Origin of the sequence: Zhengella mangrovi (genome assembly GCF_002727065.1) — a bacterium.
Lineage (GTDB): Bacteria > Pseudomonadota > Alphaproteobacteria > Rhizobiales > Rhizobiaceae > Zhengella > Zhengella mangrovi.
Map to the genome: position 1 here is coordinate 25,821 of NZ_PDVP01000001.1, position 21,258 is coordinate 47,078.

The 21,258-nt window shown below is 66.4% G+C and carries 15 protein-coding genes; 11 read left to right on the forward strand and 4 right to left on the reverse strand.

Going from position 1 to position 21,258, the window contains the following annotated elements; translation table 11 throughout:
• Positions 1 to 41 precede the first annotated feature (41 nt).
• Entirely contained in the window at positions 42 to 617 is a 576-nt protein-coding gene (locus CSC94_RS00130; RefSeq protein WP_099302507.1) for an LPS assembly lipoprotein LptE, read from the reverse strand.
• Positions 604 to 3,210 carry a leucine--tRNA ligase gene (leuS, locus tag CSC94_RS00135; RefSeq protein WP_099302509.1) on the reverse strand — a complete coding sequence of 869 codons (2,607 nt, stop codon included), beginning with the start codon at positions 3,208 to 3,210 and terminating at the stop codon, positions 604 to 606. The genes CSC94_RS00130 and leuS overlap by 14 nt, the downstream gene beginning before the upstream one ends.
• A 134-nt stretch (positions 3,211 to 3,344) precedes the next feature.
• On the opposite strand from leuS, the gene CSC94_RS00140 reads away from it, so the two are divergent.
• The gene (locus tag CSC94_RS00140; protein WP_099302511.1) at positions 3,345 to 4,019 is read left to right on the forward strand and encodes a YggS family pyridoxal phosphate-dependent enzyme; all 675 of its coding nucleotides are present in this window, start codon (positions 3,345 to 3,347) and stop codon (positions 4,017 to 4,019) included.
• 168 nt (positions 4,020 to 4,187) lie between these two features.
• Positions 4,188 to 6,143 (forward strand): acetate--CoA ligase, encoded by a 1,956-nt coding sequence (gene acs / locus CSC94_RS00145; protein WP_099302513.1) that lies wholly within the window; start codon positions 4,188 to 4,190, stop codon positions 6,141 to 6,143.
• Positions 6,144 to 6,581: 438 nt separating this feature from the next.
• Here the strand turns inward: acs and CSC94_RS00150 are convergent, their stop codons facing one another.
• Together CSC94_RS00150 and CSC94_RS00155 are read right to left on the reverse strand one after the other, a co-directional pair.
• Positions 6,582 to 7,883, reverse strand: coding sequence for a TadE/TadG family type IV pilus assembly protein (locus CSC94_RS00150; protein ID WP_099302515.1), 1,302 nt, complete (start codon positions 7,881 to 7,883; stop codon positions 6,582 to 6,584).
• Between the two features lie 286 nt (positions 7,884 to 8,169).
• Complete coding sequence (locus CSC94_RS00155; protein WP_099302517.1) at positions 8,170 to 8,424, reverse strand: DUF1674 domain-containing protein; 255 nt, start codon at positions 8,422 to 8,424, stop codon at positions 8,170 to 8,172.
• Between the two features lie 117 nt (positions 8,425 to 8,541).
• On the opposite strand from CSC94_RS00155, the gene htpX reads away from it, so the two are divergent.
• The 9 genes from htpX to CSC94_RS00200 all read left to right on the forward strand — a co-directional run bounded on the left by htpX (position 8,542) and on the right by CSC94_RS00200 (position 21,202).
• On the forward strand, positions 8,542 to 9,579 hold the full coding sequence (htpX, locus tag CSC94_RS00160) for a zinc metalloprotease HtpX (RefSeq protein WP_099302519.1): 1,038 nt from the start codon (positions 8,542 to 8,544) through the stop codon (positions 9,577 to 9,579).
• The gene (locus CSC94_RS00165; RefSeq protein WP_245408211.1) at positions 9,576 to 10,964 is read left to right on the forward strand and encodes an RsmB/NOP family class I SAM-dependent RNA methyltransferase; all 1,389 of its coding nucleotides are present in this window, start codon (positions 9,576 to 9,578) and stop codon (positions 10,962 to 10,964) included. The genes htpX and CSC94_RS00165 overlap by 4 nt, the downstream gene beginning before the upstream one ends.
• A 96-nt stretch (positions 10,965 to 11,060) precedes the next feature.
• Positions 11,061 to 12,776: a heparinase II/III family protein gene (locus CSC94_RS00170; protein WP_165784276.1), complete on the forward strand. Its 1,716-nt coding sequence runs from the start codon at positions 11,061 to 11,063 to the stop codon at positions 12,774 to 12,776.
• A gap of 111 nt (positions 12,777 to 12,887) precedes the next feature.
• Complete coding sequence (gene purH, locus CSC94_RS00175) at positions 12,888 to 14,504, forward strand: bifunctional phosphoribosylaminoimidazolecarboxamide formyltransferase/IMP cyclohydrolase (protein ID WP_099302521.1); 1,617 nt, start codon at positions 12,888 to 12,890, stop codon at positions 14,502 to 14,504.
• 181 nt (positions 14,505 to 14,685) lie between these two features.
• The gene (locus CSC94_RS00180) at positions 14,686 to 16,263 is read left to right on the forward strand and encodes an alkaline phosphatase D family protein (RefSeq protein ID WP_099302523.1); all 1,578 of its coding nucleotides are present in this window, start codon (positions 14,686 to 14,688) and stop codon (positions 16,261 to 16,263) included.
• Positions 16,264 to 16,381: 118 nt separating this feature from the next.
• Complete coding sequence (locus tag CSC94_RS00185; protein WP_099302525.1) at positions 16,382 to 17,365, forward strand: aldo/keto reductase; 984 nt, start codon at positions 16,382 to 16,384, stop codon at positions 17,363 to 17,365.
• 78 nt (positions 17,366 to 17,443) lie between these two features.
• Positions 17,444 to 18,622, forward strand: a complete 1,179-nt coding sequence (dxr, locus tag CSC94_RS00190) for a 1-deoxy-D-xylulose-5-phosphate reductoisomerase (protein ID WP_099302527.1) — start codon at positions 17,444 to 17,446, stop codon at positions 18,620 to 18,622.
• A gap of 103 nt (positions 18,623 to 18,725) precedes the next feature.
• Complete coding sequence (gene typA, locus CSC94_RS00195; RefSeq protein ID WP_099302529.1) at positions 18,726 to 20,552, forward strand: translational GTPase TypA; 1,827 nt, start codon at positions 18,726 to 18,728, stop codon at positions 20,550 to 20,552.
• Positions 20,549 to 21,202 carry a chloramphenicol acetyltransferase gene (locus CSC94_RS00200; RefSeq protein WP_099302531.1) on the forward strand — a complete coding sequence of 218 codons (654 nt, stop codon included), beginning with the start codon at positions 20,549 to 20,551 and terminating at the stop codon, positions 21,200 to 21,202. The genes typA and CSC94_RS00200 overlap by 4 nt, the downstream gene beginning before the upstream one ends.
• Positions 21,203 to 21,258 lie beyond the last annotated feature (56 nt).

The following is a 21,258-nucleotide window of genomic DNA, read 5'->3' on the forward strand; positions in this document are numbered from 1 at the left end:
GCGGGTTCCCGGGATATCCAAGCCGCTTCGCGCGGCGGGCGTCAGTTCTCGACGCGCCGGAGATCCTGCGCCAGCGCCAGGCGGAGATATTCCGCCAGCTCGCGGGCCGCCCTGTCCACAGCGTCCCGCTCCGCGCGCCACGAACTGTAATACTGCCGCGGCCGGTCGTAGGAGGCCTGCGCCATGCGCTGGCCCGTGGCCACCGTCTTGCCGGTCTTTGCATCGCTCAGCGTGTAGGCAGCCTTGAGTTCCATCGTACCGGCGGTCGGATCGAGATCGTTGCTGTTGGCGGAAATCTGGTAGTCGAGCACCGGCATGTTGCGCTTCGTGACGACGAGACGCAGGTGATAGCGTGCGTCGTCCTGACGCTGGGCGCCGCCGTTGAGCATGAAGATCAGGTGATTGCGGACTTCCAGTGCCTCGCGCGTGTCGGGCGCTGCCACGGAGATGGACGCCAGGCGCGACGACTCCGGTTCGACCGATCCGGTCTCGAGCCTGTTTCCCGAACCGTAGAGAGGTTCGACGGTGCATCCGCCGACGAGTCCGCCGGCAACGGCCAGGACGGCAGCCAGTGCGAAGGGAGCAACCCGCAGGGGCCTGAGATCAGACGACGACATTGACGATCCTTTGCGGCACCACGATCACCTTGCGCGGCGGCTTTCCGTCCAGCGCTTTCTGCACGACATCCAGCGCAAGCACGGCAGCCTCGACAGCAGCTTTGTCCGCGTCGCGCGCGATTGTCAAATCGCCCCGCTTCTTGCCGTTGATCTGGACCGGGTAGGTCACCTCGTTCTCGGTCACGAGAGCAGGATCGAAATCCGGCCAGTCGCGTTCGGCGACGAGCCCCTGCCCGCCGATGGCGACCCAGCATTCTTCCGCCAGGTGCGGCATCATCGGTGCCAGCATGATGATCAGCTTTTCCACCGCGTCGCGCGCGGCCGCGGCATCGGCGCTGTCGCCCTTGCCCGCGGCCACGTCGGACAGCGGTTGCGAAATCGCGTTGACCATCTCGTAGAGCCGGGCGACCGCCTTGTTGAAGTTCAGCTTGTCGATGTCCTCGCCCACCGCCTTGACGGTCTTGTGCGCGGCCTTCGACACCGCCCCGGTTCCGGCGGCCGGCGCAATGCCCGTCAGCACGTCCGCCGATTCCGACACCAGGCGCCAGACACGCTGCACGAAACGGTGCGCACCTTCCACGCCGGCTTCGGTCCAGATCACGTCGCGGTCCGGTGGCGAGTCCGACAGCATGAAGAAGCGCGCCGTGTCGGCCCCGTAGGAGGCGATGATGTCGTCGGGGTCAACCACGTTCTTCTTCGACTTCGACATCTTCTCGATCGCCCCGATGGCGATCTCGGTACCACCGTCGGCCAGGAAGGCCTTTCGCTGGCCATCGCTCTCCTCGATGCGCACGCGCGCCGGTTCGACCCAGCCATCCGGCCCCTTGTAGGTTTCGTGCACCACCATGCCCTGGGTGAACAGCCCCTTGAACGGTTCATCGAGGTCCAGGTGCCCGGTGGCCCGCATGGCCCGGGTGAAGAAGCGGGAATAGAGCAGATGCAGGATCGCGTGCTCGATGCCGCCGATATACTGGTCGACCGGCAGCCAGCCGTTGGCTGCGGCCGGGTCGGTCGGCTCGTTTTCCCAGGGCGCGGTGAAGCGCGCGAAATACCACGACGAATCGACGAACGTGTCCATCGTGTCGGTTTCGCGCCGTGCTTCCGCGCCGCATTTCGGGCAGGCGACATGCCGCCATGTCGGGTGACGGTCCAGCGGATTGCCGGGCCGGTCGAATTCCACGTCGTCGGGAAGCTTGACCGGCAGGTCGGCCTTGGGCACCGGCACGGTGCCGCAGGCATCGCAGTGGATCACCGGGATCGGGCAGCCCCAGTAGCGCTGGCGCGAAATGCCCCAGTCGCGCAGCCGGAACTGCACCTTGCGGGCCGCCTGCGGGCGCCCGCCCAGCATCGTCGCCTCCAGCCGCGATGCCACCGTCTCGAAGGCCTCGTCCGGCGTCATCCCGTCGAGGAACTGCGAATTGATCATCACGCCGTCGCCGACATAGGCTTCCTCGGTGATCTGGAAGGACCCGGCATCGCCGTCTGACGGCATCACCACCGGGATGACCGGCAAGCCGTACTTGTTGGCGAAGTCGAGGTCACGCTGGTCGCCCGACGGGCAGCCGAAAATGGCGCCCGTGCCGTAGTCCATCAGCACGAAGTTGGCGACGTAGACCGGCAGGGTCCAGTTCTCGTCGAAGGGATGGACCACGCGGATCCCCGTGTCGAAACCCTTCTTTTCCGCCGTCTCCAGCGCCGCCAGAGAGGTACCCATGCGACGGCATTCGTCGCAGAATTCCGCCAGCGCCGCGTTGCCTTCCGCTGCCTTGCGGGCCAGCGGGTGGTCGGCGGAAATGGCCATGAACGACGCGCCGAACAGCGTGTCCGGCCGCGTCGTGTAGACCTCCAGGTCATCGAAGCCGTCCGGCGCGCTGTCCGGCACCAGGGCCCAGCGCAACTGCAGGCCTTCCGACCGGCCGATCCAGTTCTTCTGCATCACCCGGACCTTTTCCGGCCACTGGTCGAGATAGTCCAGCGATTCCAGCAGGTCCTGCGAATAGTCGGTGATCTTGAAGACCCATTGCGCCAGTTCGCGCTGTTCCACCAGCGCTCCGGAGCGCCAGCCGCGCCCGTCGATCACCTGCTCGTTGGCCAGCACCGTCATGTCCACCGGGTCCCAGTTGACCTTGGACACGCGGCGGCCGACGAGGCCCTTTTCCAGGAAGTCGACGAACAGCATCTGCTGGCGATGGTAATAGTCCACGTCGCACGTGGCGAACTCGCGCGACCAGTCCAGCGACAGGCCCATCGATTTCAGCTGGCCGCGCATCGTGTCGATGTTGGCATAGGTCCACTTGGCCGGATGCGTCTTGTTGGCCATCGCGGCGTTTTCCGCCGGCATGCCGAACGCGTCCCAGCCCATCGGATGCAGCACGTTGAACCCCCGGGCACGCTTGTAGCGGGCCACGACGTCGCCCATCGTGTAGTTGCGCACGTGGCCCATGTGGATGCGCCCGGATGGATAGGGGAACATCTCCAGCACGTAGTATTTCGGCTTGGGGTCGTCGTTCTTCGTCTCGAAGAGCTTCCTGTCCGCCCAGGCCTTCTGCCATTTGGGTTCTGCGACGCGCGGGTTGTAGCGTTCGGTTGCCATGTCCGGGATTTCACTTGATAACGTGGCTCGAGGGGATTGCGCGCGGACCTTCACCATGGTTTGGCGCAACCGTCAACCTGTGATGCCCCTCGACAGCGGGCCACGATGCACGAATGACAGGCAAGAGAGGCGCAATGAACACAAGTGCGGCACAGTTGCAGACGGTCCGCGACGCCATTGACCGCGCCGCCCGCGAAGCCGGGCGCAGCCCCGGACACGTCACGCTCGTCGCGGTGTCCAAGACCTTCGAGGCGGCCGACATACGCCCGGTTCTCGATGCCGGCCAGCGCGTTTTCGGCGAGAACCGCGTGCAGGAGGCGCAGGCCAAGTGGCCCGGCCTGCGCACCGACTATCCCGGCATCGAACTTCACCTGATCGGCCCGCTGCAGTCCAACAAGGCGAAAGAGGCCGTCACCCTGTTCGACGTCATCGAGACGGTGGACCGCGAGAAGATCGCCGCCGAACTGGCGAAGGAAATCCGCAAGCAGGAGCGCCATCCCCACCTCTTCGTCCAGGTCAACACGGGGCTGGAGCCGCAGAAGGCCGGTATCGACCCGCGCGAGACGGCAGCCTTCGTCACCCGCTGCCGGGATGTCCACGGCCTCGCCATCGAGGGCCTGATGTGCATTCCGCCGGTGGACGAGAACCCCGGTCCGCATTTCGCCCTGCTGGAGAAGCTCGCCCGCGAAGCAGGCGTGGAAAAGCTTTCCATGGGCATGTCGGGCGACTACGAGACGGCTGTCGCCTTTGGCGCCACCCACGTGCGCGTCGGCTCGGCCATTTTCGGCACCCGCGACTATCCGGCCTGAGACCGGCCTTTCTCGGCCATTGCGCCGGGCCGTGGCTGGCAAGGGCGGACCAAACGTCTAATTTCAGGGGACGGACGCCGGTGCTAAGAGAGGCCCGACTTCGCTGCACGATGGATATGCCCGGGAAGCGAGTGCGCTCGTCCGGGCCGCGAACATGGAGGAGACCACATGAGTGTGAACGTACATCCGGTCAAGCCGGAATGGAAAGCCAAGGGCCTGATCGACAATGACACCTACTTGGCCTGGTACAAGCGCTCGGTGGAGGATCCCGAGGGCTTCTGGGCCGAGCACGGCAAGCGCATCGACTGGATCAAGCCCTTCTCCAGCGTCAAGAACACCAACTTCAACACGCCCGGCGTGTCCATCAAGTGGTTCGAGGACGGCACGCTCAATGTCTCGGCCAACTGCATCGACCGCCATCTCGCCACCCGCGGCGACCAGGTCGCCATTCTATGGGAAGGCGACGATCCGTCGGAAGACCGCAAGATCACCTACCGCGAGCTGTCCGAGCAGGTGAACAGGCTGTCCAACGTGATGAAGGCCAATGGCGTCAAGAAGGGCGACCGGGTCACCATCTACATGCCGATGATCCCGGAAGCGGCCTATACGATGCTCGCCTGCACCCGCATCGGCGCGATCCACTCCATCGTCTTCGGCGGCTTTTCGCCCGACGCGCTCGCCGGACGCATTGAGGACTGCGGCTCCGATTTCGTCGTCACCGCGGACGAGGGCCTGCGCGGCGGCAAGAAGGTGCCGCTCAAGGCCAACACCGACAAGGCCATCGAGATCGCCGAGAAGGCCGGCGCGAAGGTGCGCAACGTCCTGGTGGTCAGGCGGACCGGCGGCGCGGTGGCCATGAAGGATGGCCGCGACATCTGGTACCACGAGGCCATGGATGCGGCTTCAGCCGATTGCCCGCCGGCGGAGATGAGCGCGGAGGACCCGCTGTTCATCCTCTACACGTCCGGCTCGACCGGCAAGCCGAAGGGCGTGATGCACACCACCGGCGGTTATCTGGTCTACGCCTCGATGACGCACCAGTATGTCTTCGACTACCAGGACAACGAGGTCTACTGGTGCACCGCCGATGTCGGCTGGGTCACTGGCCACTCCTACATCGTCTACGGACCGCTCGCCAACGGCGCGACCACGCTGATGTTCGAGGGCGTCCCCAACTACCCGTCGCCGTCGCGCTTCTGGGATGTGGTCGACAAGCACGACGTCTCCATCTTCTACACCGCACCGACCGCCATCCGCGCCCTGATGGGCGCCGGCGACGAGCACGTCACCAAGACCTCGCGCAAGAGCCTGCGCGTGCTCGGCTCGGTCGGCGAGCCGATCAACCCGGAAGCATGGGAATGGTACTACAAGGTCGTCGGCGAGGAGCGTTGCCCGATCGTCGACACCTGGTGGCAGACCGAGACGGGCGGCATCCTGATCACCCCGCTGCCTGGTGCCACCGACCTGAAGCCGGGCTCTGCGACGCGGCCCTTCTTCGGCGTCCAGCCGCAGCTCGTCGACAATGACGGAAACGTGCTGGTAGGCGCCACCGAGGGCAACCTGTGCATCACCGACAGCTGGCCGGGCCAGATGCGCACGGTCTACGGCGATCACGAGCGCTTCGAGCAGACCTACTTCTCGACCTATCACGGCAAGTACTTCACCGGCGACGGATGCCGCCGCGACGACGACGGCTATTACTGGATCACCGGCCGCGTCGACGACGTCATCAACGTCTCCGGTCACCGAATGGGTACGGCGGAAGTGGAAAGCGCGCTCGTCGCCCACGCCAAGGTCTCCGAGGCCGCCGTGGTCGGCTATCCGCATGACCTCAAGGGCCAGGGCATCTATTGCTACGTGACCCTGATGGAAGGTGAGGAGCCGAGCGACGCCCTGCGCAAGGAACTGGTCGCGCATGTTCGCAGCGAGATCGGCCCGATCGCCTCGCCCGACAAGATCCAGTTCGCGCCGGGCCTGCCGAAGACCCGCTCCGGCAAGATCATGCGCCGCATCCTGCGCAAGATCGCCGAGGACGATTTCGGCGCGTTGGGTGACACGTCGACCCTGGCCGATCCGACCGTCGTCGATGACCTGATCGACAACCGGCAGAACAAGAAGGGCTGAGCCCTTTGCCTGCAAATGCCGAAAGATCGAAGGGCCGGGCGGAAACGTCCGGCCCTTGACATTGAGGCTTGCAGACCACACGTTCGGTGCGTGTTCAACAGAATGAAAGGAGGTGATCCGATGTCGAGTGATTTCCTGAAGGACGTGAGCAACAGCGGATCGTCGCTCCTTCGGAGCAGCCTCTGAAGGAAGCGTGCGTGACGCCGTGAGATCGCGCCGGAGCAGACCGGCAATCTCCTGAGGCTCGCGCCCGTTCACGGAATTGCGACGCCGCCCCGCCGGTCGAAGACCGGGCCAACGGGGCGGCGTTTCGCATTTCTGAAAGGCCGGAGAGGCGGATTCGCCCGGAACCGGGCCAGTGCCTCTCGCCGCCCCTCGCCGAGGACCGGTTGCCGCGAAGGCTGGATCCGTCGCCGCGTCTGCCATCGCGGACAGGTCTTAGCGCGTCACCGTGAGGCGTTCGATGGCCTTGGCGATATCCTGGAACGCCTGGTCCAGCTCGCTGCCCGAGGACGTTTCGAAATAGTGCTTGCCGCCCCCGGTCGAGGCGCAGGTCTGCATGACGTCCCTGGCTGCTGCCGTGGTCAGCTGGAAACCGACGGTGAAAATCTCGATCCCGTCCTTGCGCATGTCTGCGCACAGCCGCTTGGCATAGGAGGCCGAACAGTCGCCGCTCTCGCCGGGCAGGCAGGCATAGGCGGTGTTGAACTCGCCATCGGTCATCAGGATGGCGAACTTTCGCACCGATGCGTCGCCGTAGGCGCCCGGGGCCGCCGACGCCGGCAGCACGTCCTTCCATTTCGGCGACAGCATGTAACGCGCCCACTGCACGCCGATGTGTCCGGCCGTGCCGCCGTTCGCCGTGAAACTGTTGATCCGGGCGGTCAGGGCACCCTTGTTCGAGGTCAGAGGCATCAGCGCGGCGGTCGGGCAGTACCACAGCCGGTAGTCCCGGTTGATCCTGCTCGAATAGGGGCTGGCATCGCTGAGCTGGTCCTTGCCCTTGCGCTCGGTGGCGCAGCTGTCGATGGCCGACGACACGCCTACGGGGCTTGCGAGCCCGGGGGCCGTGCCGGCATCGGCAGGGCCGCGCTCCTGGAAGACGACGTTGGACAGCGACCCGGTGTTCACCGCCGTCGCATAGGGGATCACGGCCAGGCGGACCCTGTCCTGTCCCGGCGACTGCATGGCCATGAAGCTGCTGACCGCATTCTTCGCCGCCGTCTTGAGCGAGTTGAGCTTCGATCCGTACATCGAGCCCGTCACGTCCAGCACCATGGCCACTTCCACGGCATTGGTCGAATAGAGCGTCGCGCTCTGGGCCGTCACATCCTGGCTGCCGGGAAGCGAGAATACCGGGAAGGCAAGCGCGGCACGCCCGGTAGCCGTGGCAATGATCGTCTGCTTCGCCTTGTCCACCGCGAACGAGGCAAACCGGATGCTGTCCTGCGGCATCGACCCTCCGCCGGCATTGGCAAGCAGGAAGACGAGCGCGGTCTTTTCCGCATCCTCCTCCTTGATGATACCGCGCGTGATGTCGCGGGCTGTCGATGTCAGCGCGGCGTCGAGCGCATTGGAGAGCCGCGAATGGGCGGACGTGATCTGGACAATGCTGATGCTCATCCCGGTGCCGATCAGCAGCATGGGGACCATGAGCCCGAACATGATGGCAAAATCGCCCCTCCTGTTCGCGCCGAAGCGGCGGACGGAGGGAAGGAAACGCGAAAAACAGGTCAACATGCATGGCCTCCACAACTGGATTCAAGGCATCAATACCTTGCCAGTAGCAGGAAGCCTGCCAGCCCTGCGAAGCACCGGGAACTGACCGTCACCGACGCGCTATGAATTGATTTTGTTGATTGTTTCCCCGAACCATGGTGAACGGTTCGTAAACCGCCGCGAGGCACCGCCGACGGGCCGGGAAACGGACGGCATCACCAGGCGCTTCGTTTCGGGCCAGGTCCCGTACTGGCACAGGAATCCTGCCCCGGAATGGCCCGGCGCCAAGGCCAGGTCCCGTCGTCCGTCAGAAATCGATCGCCAGGCCCTTGATCTCCCAGTCGCCGTAGCGGGCCGGTTCCTTGCCCCCGCGCCCGCCGATTTCCCGGGGCCGGGCTTCTTCGGCGGCCTTGTAGGCCTTGCGCCGTTCCTCCGCCTCCTTCAGTGCCCGTTGCGCTGCCGGCGGCAGGTCCTCGAAGCGCCGCCGCGGCGCAGCCTGCGCCTCCACGTCCGGCCGGCCATCGTCTCCGCCATTCTGCCGGTGATCCGTATCGTCCGTCATCGTTCTCCCGTTCCGCGGCATGCCCGCTCACGATTGAAGTTGTGCTTTGCGCTCCCCATCATATAAGCCACCTCAACGCGCGGATCGACCCCCGCACCCTTTCCGGAGACCGGACCGATGAACACGATGAAGACCGCCATGCTGCTGGCCGCCCTCACCGCGCTCTTCATGGGCGTGGGATACCTCGTGGGCGGATCGACCGGCATGGTGATCGCCTTCCTGCTCGCCGCCGGCATGAACCTGTTTTCCTACTGGAACGCCGACCGCATGGTGCTGTCCATGCACCATGCCCACGAGGTCGACGAGACCAGCGCCCCGGAGTTCCATGCCCTCGTGCGCGACCTGGCGGACAAGGCCGGCCTGCCCATGCCGAAGGTCTATCTCATCGACACGCCGCAGCCCAACGCCTTCGCCACCGGCCGCAACCCGGAGAATGCGGCCGTGGCCGCCAGCACCGGCCTGCTGCGTACACTGTCGCACGAGGAGGTCGCCGCCGTCATGGCCCACGAACTGGCGCACGTGGAACATCGCGATACGCTGACCATGACGGTCACGGCCACCATCGCCGGCGCCATTTCCATGCTCGGCAACTTCGCCTTCTTCTTCGGCGGCAACCGCGACAACAACAATCCCTTCGGTTTCGTCGGTGTGCTCGTCGCCATGATCGTGGCCCCGTTTGCGGCCATGCTGGTGCAGATGGCCATCAGCCGCACCCGCGAATACGCTGCCGACCGTCGAGGCGCGGAGATCTGCGGCCATCCCGAGTGGCTCGCCAGCGCTCTGGAGAAAATAGCCATGGGGGCCCATGCCATCCCGAACGACGACGCGGAACGCAATCCGGCCACCGCGCACATGTTCATCATCAACCCGCTGTCGGGCCAGAACATGGACAATCTCTTCTCGACCCATCCCAGCACCGAGAACCGCATCGCCGCGCTGATGGACATGACCGGCGATCCGGCCTTCGGACAGCCCGCCCGGCGCCCTGCCGAACCGATGGACAACGACCCCGGTGCGGACCGCGGTCCCTGGGACCAGCCACGGCAGGCCCAGCCACGCGAGGAACCGGCACCGCGCCGTTCGCCGGGCCGCGTGCCGACGGTGCGTTGGGGCCGGGACGCCGGCAAGACTGATGACAAGGGGCCCTGGTCTTGACCGCGAAGCCCGCACGGAAAGGTGGCCGGCCCCGTCCCGCGAAAGCGCACGAGGCCGAGACCGTTGACCGGCCGGGTCTCGCCGCGCGGCGGACCGCCGCCCGTCTGCTCGGCGCCGTTATCGATGCCCGCACGTCCATGGATGGCCTGACAGACAACGATCACGGCCACCCGGACTACCTGAAGCTGGAACCGCGCGACCGGGCGCTCGTCCGGGCCATCCTCATGAGCGCGCTCCGGCATCGCCGCACCATCCAGGCCATGATCGACCGGCGCCTGGACCGGCCGCTGCCGGCCAATGCCACGGTCCTGCTGCACATCCTTCACGTTGGCGCGGCCCAGCTTCTGTTTCTTTCTGTCCCCGACAGCGCTGCCGTCGATCTTGCCGTCAGCCATGCCCAGGCCGATCCGCGCACCCGACGCTTCGCCGGCCTGGTCAACGCCATCCTGCGCGGAATCCAGCGCGGCGGTGAACGCGCCCGCGCCGCGGCCCTGCACCAGACCATCGACGCCCCGGACTGGTTCATGGAGCGATTGACCGCGGACTATGGCCCCGACATCGCTGCCGCCATCGTCGCCATGCATCGCCACGAGGCGCCCGTCGACTTCACCGTCAAGAGCGACCCGTCTCGCTGGGCCGAGGCGCTGGGGGGCATCGTCCTGCCCACCGGCTCTGTCCGCGTCGCACGGCTCGCCGGACCGGTCCCGGGCCTGCCAGGCTACGAGGACGGCGAGTGGTGGATCCAGGACGCGGCGGCCGCCCTCCCCGCCCGCATGATGGGCGGCATCGCCGGCAAGCGCGTCGCCGACCTCTGTGCCGCCCCCGGCGGCAAGACGGCCCAGCTCGCCCAGGCCGGCGCCCGCGTCACCGCGCTCGACCTTTCGGCCAACCGCCTGGCCCGCCTCGACACCAACCTGGCCCGCCTCGGACTGGAGGTGGAAACCGCCGCCGGCGACCTGCGTAAGCACCGGCCGGAAACGCCCTACGATGCGGTCCTGCTCGATGCGCCCTGCTCTTCCACGGGCACGGTTCGCCGGCACCCGGACGTTCCCTGGACCAAGTTGCCGGCCGACATCGGGAAACTCGCCGCCCTGCAGGCTGACCTGCTGGACCATGCCACGACACTGGTGCGCACCGGCGGAACGATCGTCTTCTCGAACTGCTCGCTGGATCACGCCGAGGGCGAACGCATGATCGCCGATCTTCTGGCCAGGCGGCCGGACCTGGTCATCGATCCCGTGACAGCAGGAGACATCCCGGGCGCCGACGCATTCGTGCGCCCGGAAGGATGGCTGCGGACGACACCCGCCGACTGGCCGAACGACGATCCGGCTCTGGCCGGCCTGGACGGCTTTTTCGCGGTGCGGCTGCAACGCCTTGCCTGAAGCTTGTCATCCACAGCGCATTTCCGTTTTGAGCTTCGCATAAGGCCTTGAATCGTCTACTCTTCCAAGAGGGGTTCTGACAGGAGGAGTTCGCGCTTGGCGATTACCGCCGCTGACAGGCCGCGGCTTTGGCCGTTGGTGCTGCGCGAAATGTGGCGTCGCGCGCGGCTGCGCATGCGCGTCGGCCCGCTCTATCGCTGGCGGTTTTCCGGCCGTGCGCCGGAGCGTGTTCTCGTCGCCCCGCCCGACCTTCGCCTTGCCGACAGCCATATCGCCGCCGACATCTATGCCGGCCGCTTTGCCCTTGCCGGCCACATCGTGGAGACCGGCGGCGAATCCCCGTTCCAGTTGAACGTGGCCAACAGGGCATGGACGGACTCCCTGCACGGTTTCCGCTGGCTCCGTCACATGCGCGAAGCCGGCACCGATCTCGCCAATGCCAATGCCCGGGTGCTGGTCTCCGACTGGATCGCCATCCATGGCGGCCGGATCTCGGGTCCGGCCTGGCAGCCGGCGGTCACGGCCACGCGCGTTATTGCCTGGCTGCAGCATTCCACCGTGGTCCTGCAGGGCTGCGAACTGCCCTTCTATCGCACGTTCCTGAAATCGCTGAGCGCCCAGATCCGATACCTGCGCGCCTTGGTTCCGGACATGCCGGCAGGCGAGGATCGCCTGCGCGCCCGCGTCGCCATCGCCATGGCCAGCCTGTCGCTGCCGCAAAGCCCGGCCTCCGTGCGCCAGGCGGCGAAACGGCTGGACACCGAACTGAAAGAGCAGATCCTGCCCGATGGCGGCCACGTCTCCCGCAGCCCCATGGCCGTGCTGGAACTGCTCGCCGACCTGCTGCCGCTGCGCCAGACCTATGCCACGCAGGGCGAGACCCCGCCGCCGGAACTGGTGCCGGCAGTCGAGCGCATGCTGCCCATGCTCCGCTTCTTCCGCCACCAGGACGGCAACCTCGCCCGCTTCAATGGCGCCGGGGCCACAAGCCCCGACCGGATCATGGCCATTCTCCAGCACGACGAGACGCAGGGCGCCCCGCTGACCTATGCCACCCATTCCGGCTTCAATCGTCTGCAGCTCGGCCAGACGACCGTCATCGCCGATACCGGCGCCGCTCCGCCGGTCGACGTGTCCGGCCGGGCCCATGCCGGCTGTCTGTCCTTCGAACTCTCGTCGGGCCGTCACCACTTCATCGTCAACTGCGGCATCGATGTCTTCGGCCCGCCGGAATACCTGCCCCTGTCGCGCGCAACGGCCGCCCATTCCACCGCCACGCTGAACGATACCTCATCCGCCCGCTTCGCCAGCAGCGGCTGGACCTATGACGTCATCGGCGCGCCCCTGGTGCAGGGGCCCCGCAACACGCCCTGCCAGCGCGACGACGGTGATGGCTTCCGCTCCTTCACTGCCAGCCACGACGGCTACGGCCCGCGCTTCGGCATCATCCACGAGCGCATGCTGCTGCTCAGGGAGAACGGCTATATCCTCGACGGCGCAGACCGCTTCTACCGCCCGGGCGGCGAACCGCCGCGCGCGAAGAGCGACGCCGTGGCCCTTCGCTTCCACGTCCACCCGGATATCGACGTCTGGCAGGACGAGCATGGCCAGGTCACGCTGGCCGCGGCCTCCGGCGAGACCTGGGTCTTCACGACCGGCGGCGCGCGGCCGGCGATCGAGGATTCCATCTTCTTTGCCGGCATTGCCGGTCCCGCGCGCACCCGCCAGATCGTCATCTCTTTCAATGCCTCCGAACTGCCCGATGTCCGCTGGCGCCTGACGCGCGTCACCGGCACCCCGAGAGCGGCCTGACATCGATCGTCCCCACATGCGTCCAAGGTGAACATTGGAACGGCGCCACGGGTGTGCTAACTGCCCGCCAATCCCTGTTTCCGTGCGCCCCTAGCGAAAGGTCCGCCGTCCATGGCCGTTCCCTCCAAGAAAATCCCCGCCCCCGATCTCGTCCGTGTCCGCCGGGCACTTCTCTCCGTCTCCGACAAGACCGGCCTGGTGGAATTTGCCCGCGCCCTGCATGATCTCAGCGTCGAACTGGTATCGACCGGCGGCACGGCGAAGGCGATCAAGGAAGCGGGCATCCCGGTGCATGACGTGTCCGACATCACCGGATTTCCGGAGATCATGGATGGCCGCGTCAAGACGCTGCACCCGTCTGTCCATGGCGGCCTGCTGGCCATCCGCGACGATGCCGAACACGCCGCCGCCATGGAAACGCACGGCATCCGCCCGATCGACCTGGCCGTCATCAACCTCTATCCCTTCGAGGAAGTCCGCTTCTCCGGCGGCGACTATCCCTCGACCGTCGAGAACATCGACATCGGCGGCCCGGCCATGGTGCGCGCCTCCGCCAAGAACCACGCCTATGTCGGCATCGTCACCGACGCGGACGACTACGCCGCCGTTCTCGACGAGCTGCAGGCGAATGACGGCCAGCTAACCTATGCCTTCCGCCAGCGCCTTGCCGCGGCCGCCTTTGCCCGCACCGCCGCCTACGATGCCGCGATCTCCGGCTGGTTCGCCGAGACACTGAAGCTGGAAACCCCGCGCCATCGCGCCGTTGCCGGCCGCCTGCATTCCGTCATGCGCTACGGCGAGAACCCGCACCAGAAGGCCGGCTTCTACCTGTCCGGCGACCGGCGTCCGGGCGTGGCGACCGCCACCCAGCTCCAGGGCAAGCAGCTTTCCTACAACAACATCAACGACACCGACGCCGCCTACGAGCTGGTGGGCGAATTCGACCCGGCCCGCACCGCCGCCGTTGCCATCATCAAGCATGCCAATCCCTGCGGCGTCGCCGAAGGCGGCGACCTGCGCGAGGCCTATCTCAACGCCCTGCGCTGCGATCCCGTCTCGGCCTTTGGCGGCATTGTCGCACTGAACCGGACGCTCGACGCGGCCGCCGCCGAGGAGATCGTGAAGATCTTTACCGAGGTCATCATTGCCCCGGACGCCACAGAGGAAGCCCGCGCCATCGTCGCCGCCAAAAAGAACCTCCGCCTGCTCGTCGCCGGCGGCCTGCCCGATCCGCGTGCGGCCGGCATCACCGCGAAGACCGTGGCCGGCGGCATGCTGGTCCAGGATCGCGACAACGGCGTCGTCGACGACCTCGACCTGAAGGTCGTTACGAAGCGGGCGCCAGGCGAAAAGGAAATGGCGGACCTGAAGTTTGCCTTCCGAATCGCCAAGCACGTCAAGTCCAACGCCATCGTCTATGCCCGCGACCTGGCCGCCGTCGGCATCGGCGCCGGCCAGATGAGCCGGGTCGACTCCGCCCGCATCGCCGCGCGCAAGGCGCTGGACGCCACCGAGGCCGCCGGTCTGGCCGAACCGCTGACGAAGGGCTGTGTCGTGGCGTCCGACGCCTTCTTCCCCTTCGCCGACGGCCTGCTTTCCGCGGTCGAGGCCGGCGCCACCGCCGTCATCCAGCCGGGCGGCTCGATGCGCGACGACGAGGTGATCGCGGCAGCCGACGAACACGGCATCGCCATGGTGACGACGGGCATGCGCCACTTCCGCCACTGATCCCGCCGTCGATGTCATGATCGGGGCCCGGGCCGCGACCTGGGCCTTTTCGCACCTGTTTTAGAGGTGCGTCACAAAAGATTGGTCGAACCGAAACAAAACCGACAAGCCCCTGTCATGGAAAGACCGGAGGGTTCCCGCGCGCCGCAAGAGGCGCTTTTTTCAATTGAGGGAACCTGTCATGTCGAAACTGATGAAAGTCAGCCGCCGCGGCTTCATGGCCTCGGCAGGCGCTGCCGGCCTCGTGGCCGCATCCGGCCTTGCCATGCCTTTCTATTCGCGCGCCAACCAGCGCCCGTCCTTCACCCACGGTGTCCAGTCGGGTGACGTCAACACCAGTTCGGGCATGATCTGGGGCCGGACCGACCGCGCCGCCCGGGTGATGACCGAGATTTCCACCACCGAGGACTTCGCCAACCCGGTTCGCCTGACCGCCATGAACGCGCTCCCGGACAGCGATTTCGCCGTCAAGCGTCTCGTCCAGGACCTTGCGTCGGACCAGGATATCTTCTTCCGCATGACCGCCGCCGACCTGTCGGATCTCAACGCCACCTCCGAACCGGTCATCGGCCGTTTCCGCACCGCGCCGGCCGGTCGCCGAGACATCCGCTTCGCCTGGTCCGGCGACACCGCCGGCCAGGGCTGGGGTATCGACGAGACCGGCATGAAGACCTACGCCACCATGGCGCGTCACACGCCCGATTTCTTCCTCCACTCCGGGGACACCATCTATGCCGACGGCGCCATGCAGGACGAGGTCGATCTGAAGGACGGCTCCAAGTGGGTCAACAAGGTGCTGATCGACGAGAAGCGCAAGGTGGCCGAGACGCTGGACGAGTACCGCGGCCAGTGGAAGTACAACCTGATGGACGAGCACGTCCGCGCGCTCAACGCCATCTGCCCGACCTTCTTCCTGTGGGATGACCACGAGGTCGTCAACAACTGGTCGGACGCCAAGGACCTCACCGGCGACAATCGCTACACCGAGAAGTCGGTCCACGTCCTGGCCGCCCGCGCAGGCCGCGCCTTCCACGAAATGACGCCGATCAGCTACACCCCGGCCGAACCGGGCCGCGTCTACCGCAAGATCGCCTACGGTCCGTTGCTCGACGTCTTCTTCCTCGACATGCGCTCCTACCGCGGTCCGAACGGCCCGTCGATGGAAACGGAGATGACGCCGGAGAGCCGCATCCTGGGCGAAGAGCAGGTCAGGTGGCTCAAGCGCGAGCTGGCCAATTCAAAGGCCACCTGGAAGGTCATCGCCGCCGACATGCCCCTTGGTCTCATCGTCTGGGACAACTGGAAGGGCAAGGCCGGGGCCGAGGCGGTATCGAACGGCGACAACGGCCCGGCCCGCGGCCGTGAGCTGGAAATCGCGGACTTGCTGCGCTTCATCAAGAATGCCGGCATCGACAACACGGTCTGGCTGACCGCCGACGTCCACTACACCGCCGCGCACTACTACGATCCGTCCAAGGCGCAGTTCCAGGACTTCAACCCGTTCTGGGAATTCGTCTCTGGCCCGCTGCATGCCGGCACCTTCGGCCCGAACGATCTCGACATGACCTTCGGCCCGGAAGTGAAATACGTGAAGGCCCCGACCGCCGAGCAGGGCGCCAACCTGCCGCCCTCCATGGGCCTGCAGTTCTTCGGCCTCGTCGACATCGACGGCCAGACCGGGCAGATGACGGTCCGCCTGATGGACCGCGAGGACCAGGAACTCTGGAAGATCACGCTGGACCCGGTCCGCAGCGCCTGATCTCCATCTCCCGGACAGGGACGGCGGGCCGGGTGCCCGCCGTTTTTCTTTGCCTCGGGGCTTGCCCTTCGCGCCTCGGAGGCTATTCCTTCACCCGTGAACGAAAAAGGGGTGACGCATGGAACAGCGCAGGCTTGGAGCGAACGGACCGGAAGTGGGCGCACTGGCGCTCGGTTGCATGAGCTTCGCCGGCTTTTACGGGCCGACCGACAAGGCAGAGAGTTTCGCCACGCTGAAGAAGGCGCTCGATCTCGGGGTCACCCATCTCGATACCGCGCTGCTTTACGGCATGGGCCTGTCGGAAAGCGTGATCGGCGAATTCATCCGCGACAATCCGAACGAATTCGTCATCGCCTCCAAGTGCGGCATCGTTCCCAAGCCGCAGCGCCATTTCAACAACCGTCCGGACTATATCCGCGAGGCGGTGGACGGCTCGCTGAAGCGTCTCGGCGTCGACCACATCCCGCTCTACTACCTGCACCGCCGCGAGGAGGAAATCCCGGTCGAGGAAGCGATCGGCACGATGGCCGAGCTGGTCCGCGAGGGCAAGATCGGCGGCATCGGCCTGTCGGAGATCGCCCCGTCGACGCTGGAGCGCGCTTGCGCCGTGCACCCGGTCATGGCCGTTCAGAACGAGTATTCGCTGTGGACCCGCCTGCCGGAACTGGGGCTGGTCCAGGCCTGCGAGCGGCTGGGCGCCGCCTTCGTCGCCTTTTCGCCTGTCGGCCGTGGCATCTTCGCCGACACCGCGCCCGATCCGTCCACCTTTGGCGAGAACGATTTCCGCCGCAGCAATCCGCGCTTCCAGGAGCCGAACTGGTCGGCCAACAATGCCCGCGTCGATGCCTTCCGCGCCTATGCCCGCGACCATGGCTGGACCACGTCGGCGCTTGCCGTCGCCTGGACCCTGGCCCAGGGCGACCATGTGATCCCGATTCCCGGTACCCGCTCGCCGGCTCACCTGGAACAGCTGGTGCAAAGCCTCGAGATCCGGCTGGGCGACAAGGAGCGCGCCGAGATCGAGCAGATCCTGCCGGTCGGCTTTGCCCACGGCAACCGTTACAACCCGGCCCAGCAGATTGGCATCGAGCTCTATTGCTGACAGGATCCGAAGATGGCTTGTCCCGCCAGCCGTGGCGGGGTAAGCCGCGGCCACGATCTGGAACAGGATTTCAGCCGCATGACGCCTGACCCAAGCGCAATCTCGCACCGGCGCATCTCCGTGCTCGGCGCTACCGGCTCCATCGGCGTCAACACGCTGGACGTGATCGCGCACATGGGCGGCCCCGAGGCCTTCGACGTCGTGGCCCTGACGGGCGCGTCCAACGTCGCGCTGCTGGCCGAGCAGGCGAAGGCCGTGAACGCCGAGGTCGCGGTGACCGCCGATGAACGCCGCTACCACGACCTGAAGGCCGCGCTCGCGGGGACGGGCATCGAGGCGGCGGCCGGACGCGGCGCGCTGATCGAGGCCGCCGGACGGCCCGCCGACATCACCATGGCCGCCATCGTTGGCATGGCCGGCCTGGAACCGACGCTCGCCGCCGCGGCCAATGGCGGTGTCATGGCGCTGGCCAACAAGGAATGCCTCGTTTCCGCCGGCGATCTCTTTATCGCAGCGGTCCGCGAGGCCGGCGGCACGCTGCTTCCCGTCGACAGCGAGCACAATGCTATTTTCCAGGTCCTCGACCCGGCCCAGAAGCGGGCCGTCGAGCGCATCATCCTGACGGCCTCCGGCGGGCCGTTCCGGACCTTCACACGCGAGCAGATGGCTGGCGTAACGGCGGAGACGGCGCGCCGCCATCCCAACTGGTCCATGGGCCTAAAAATCTCCATCGACAGCGCCTCGATGTTCAACAAGGCGCTGGAAATGGTCGAGGCGAGGCACCTCTTCAATGTCGCCCCGGACCAGGTGGAGGTGATCGTCCACCCGCAGTCGATCGTCCACTCCATGGTCGCCTATGCCGACGGTTCGGTCCTGGCGCAGCTCGGTCCCTCGGACATGCGCACCGCCATCGGCTATTGCCTCGCCTGGCCGTTCCGCGCCCACATGCCTGTCGAGCGGCTCGACTTCGCGAAACTGGCGCAGCTGGATTTCGAGGCCCCGGACGAGGCTCGCTTTCCCGCCCTGCGCCTCGCCCGCCAGGCGCTCGCCCATGCAGGCGTGGCCGGCGCGGTGCTGAACGGCGCCAAGGAAGTCGCGCTGGACGCCTTCATCGACGGCCGTCTCGGCTTTCTCGCCATGGCAGAGACCGTCGAGCGTGTCATGGAGGCCATGGCGACCTGGCCATCCGCCGCCTCGCTGGCCGATGTGATCGCTGCCGATGCCGAGGCGCGCGAGCGGGCCCGCGCCCTGCTCTGACCTCCCCCCTTTCGCAATTGCACAAAATCCTGTATGAGGCCGCCCAAGAGCATTGGCGGGCGTTCGTTGACATCATGCCCCGCCCCAGTTTCCGGGATACAATATGACTCTCCGCAACATCGCGATCATCGCGCACGTTGACCATGGCAAGACGACACTGGTCGATGAACTCCTCAAGCAATCCGGCGCGTTTCGCGAAAACCAGCGCGTCGCCGAGCGCGCCATGGATTCCAACGACCTGGAAAAGGAGCGTGGCATCACGATCCTCGCCAAGGCCACCTCGGTGGAATGGAACGGCACCCGCATCAACATCGTCGACACGCCCGGCCACGCCGACTTCGGCGGCGAGGTGGAACGCATCCTGTCCATGGTGGATGGCGCCGTGCTGCTGGTCGATGCCGCCGAAGGCCCGATGCCGCAGACCAAGTTCGTCGTCGGCAAGGCACTGAAGGTCGGCCTCAAGCCGATCGTCGCCGTCAACAAGATCGACCGCCCGGACGCCCGTCCGGACGAAGTGCTCAACGAGGTCTTCGATCTCTTCGCCAATCTCGATGCCACCGACGAGCAGCTCGACTTCCCCGTGCTCTACGGCTCGGGCCGCGACGGCTGGATGAACACGGCCCCCGAAGGTCCGAAGGACAAGGGCCTGGCTCCGCTGTTCGATCTCATCGTCAGGCACGTGCCGCAGCCGACCGTCGAGGAAGGCCCGTTCCGCATGATCGGCACCATCCTGGAAGCCAACCCCTTCCTTGGCCGCATCATCACCGGCCGGATCGCCTCCGGGTCCGTGAAGCCGAACCAGGCCGTCAAGGTGCTGGACCGTGACGGCAAGCTCCTGGAGTCCGGCCGCGTTTCCAAGATCCTCGCCTTCCGCGGCCTTGAGCGCCAGCCGATCGAGGAAGGCCGCGCCGGCGACATCGTCGCCATCGCCGGCCTGCAGAAAGGCACTGTCGCCGACACGTTCTGCGACCCCTCGGTCAACAAGCCCATGGAGGCCCAGCCGATCGACCCGCCGACGGTGACCATGAGCTTCATCGTCAACGACAGCCCGCTCGCCGGCACCGAGGGTGACAAGGTGACGAGCCGCGTCATCCGCGACCGCCTGCTCAAGGAAGCCGAGGGCAACGTCGCACTGAAGATCGAGGAAGCCGAGGACAAGGATTCCTTCTACGTCTCCGGCCGCGGCGAACTGCAGCTCGCCGTCCTCATCGAGACCATGCGCCGCGAAGGCTTCGAACTGGCCGTCTCGCGCCCGCGCGTCGTCATGAAGAAGGACGACAACGGCCAGCTTCTCGAACCCGTCGAGGAAGTCGTCATCGACGTCGACGAGGAACATGCCGGCATCGTCGTCCAGAAGATGAGCGAGCGGAAGGCCGAGATGGTCGAACTGCGCCCCTCCGGCGGCAACCGCCAGCGCCTCGTCTTCTTCTGCCCGACGCGCGGCCTGATCGGCTACCAGTCGGAACTGCTGACCGACACGCGCGGCACGGCGATCATGAACCGCCTGTTCCACGACTACCAGCCTTACAAGGGCGAGATCGGCGGCCGCATCAACGGCGTGCTGATCGCCAATGAGGCGGGCGAGGCTGTGGCCTATGCGCTGTTCAACCTGGAAGATCGCGGCCCGATGGTCATCGATCCGGGCGCCAAGGTCTATGCCGGCATGATCATCGGCATCCACTCGCGTGACAACGACCTCGAGGTGAACGTGCTCAAGGGCAAGAAGCTGACCAACGTCCGCGCCGCCGGCAAGGACGAGGCCGTCAAGCTGACGCCGCCCATCCGCATGACGCTCGAACGCGCCCTGTCCTGGATCCAGGACGACGAACTGGTGGAAGTGACGCCGAAGTCGATCCGCCTGCGCAAGCTCTACCTCGACACCCACGAGCGCAAGCGCTTCGAGAAGATCCGCAATCTCGGCGCGGCATGAGCCGCGCCCGCCCCATCGACACCGCGACCTGGCCGCGCGCCGGCCAGTTCGCCCACTTCCGGGCCTATGCCCAGCCGCATTTCTCCATCACCGCACCGCTTGACGTCAGCCGCCTCGTCCGCCGGCTGAAGCCGGAGGGCGTGTCGGTCTTCAATGCCTGCGTCTACGCCATCACCGAGGGTGGCAATGCGGTGCCGGAACTGCGCACCCGTTTTTCCGGCGACCGGGTCTACGAACACGAGGCCGTCGGCGCCTCCTTCACCGTCCCGCTGCAAGCCGGCGGCTTTGCCTTCTGCGAGGTCGGCCGCAACCGTGATTTCGAACGTTTCGACCGGACGTGTTCGCAGGCCATCGAGGCGGCCAGACAACAGCAGGGACTGACCGACACTACCGCCGACCAGGACGCCTGGCTGTTCCTGTCCTGCCTGCCCTGGCTGTCCTTTTCGGCCATGACCCACGCCCTGCGCGGACCGGAGGACTGCGTGCCGCGCATCGCCTGGGGCCGCTACCACGAGGACGCGGCCGGCCGCCTCGTTGTCCCGGTGTCCATCCAGGTGCATCACGCGCTGGTTGATGGCGAACATGTCGGCGCCTTCTTCGCCGCAGCCCAGGTAGCGCTCGACGGGCTGAAGCCCGGAACGCTGGTCTAACAGCGCGCGCCCCGGCACCCTCTTCCCTCCTGCGTGCAGTCTGCAATGACATCGCA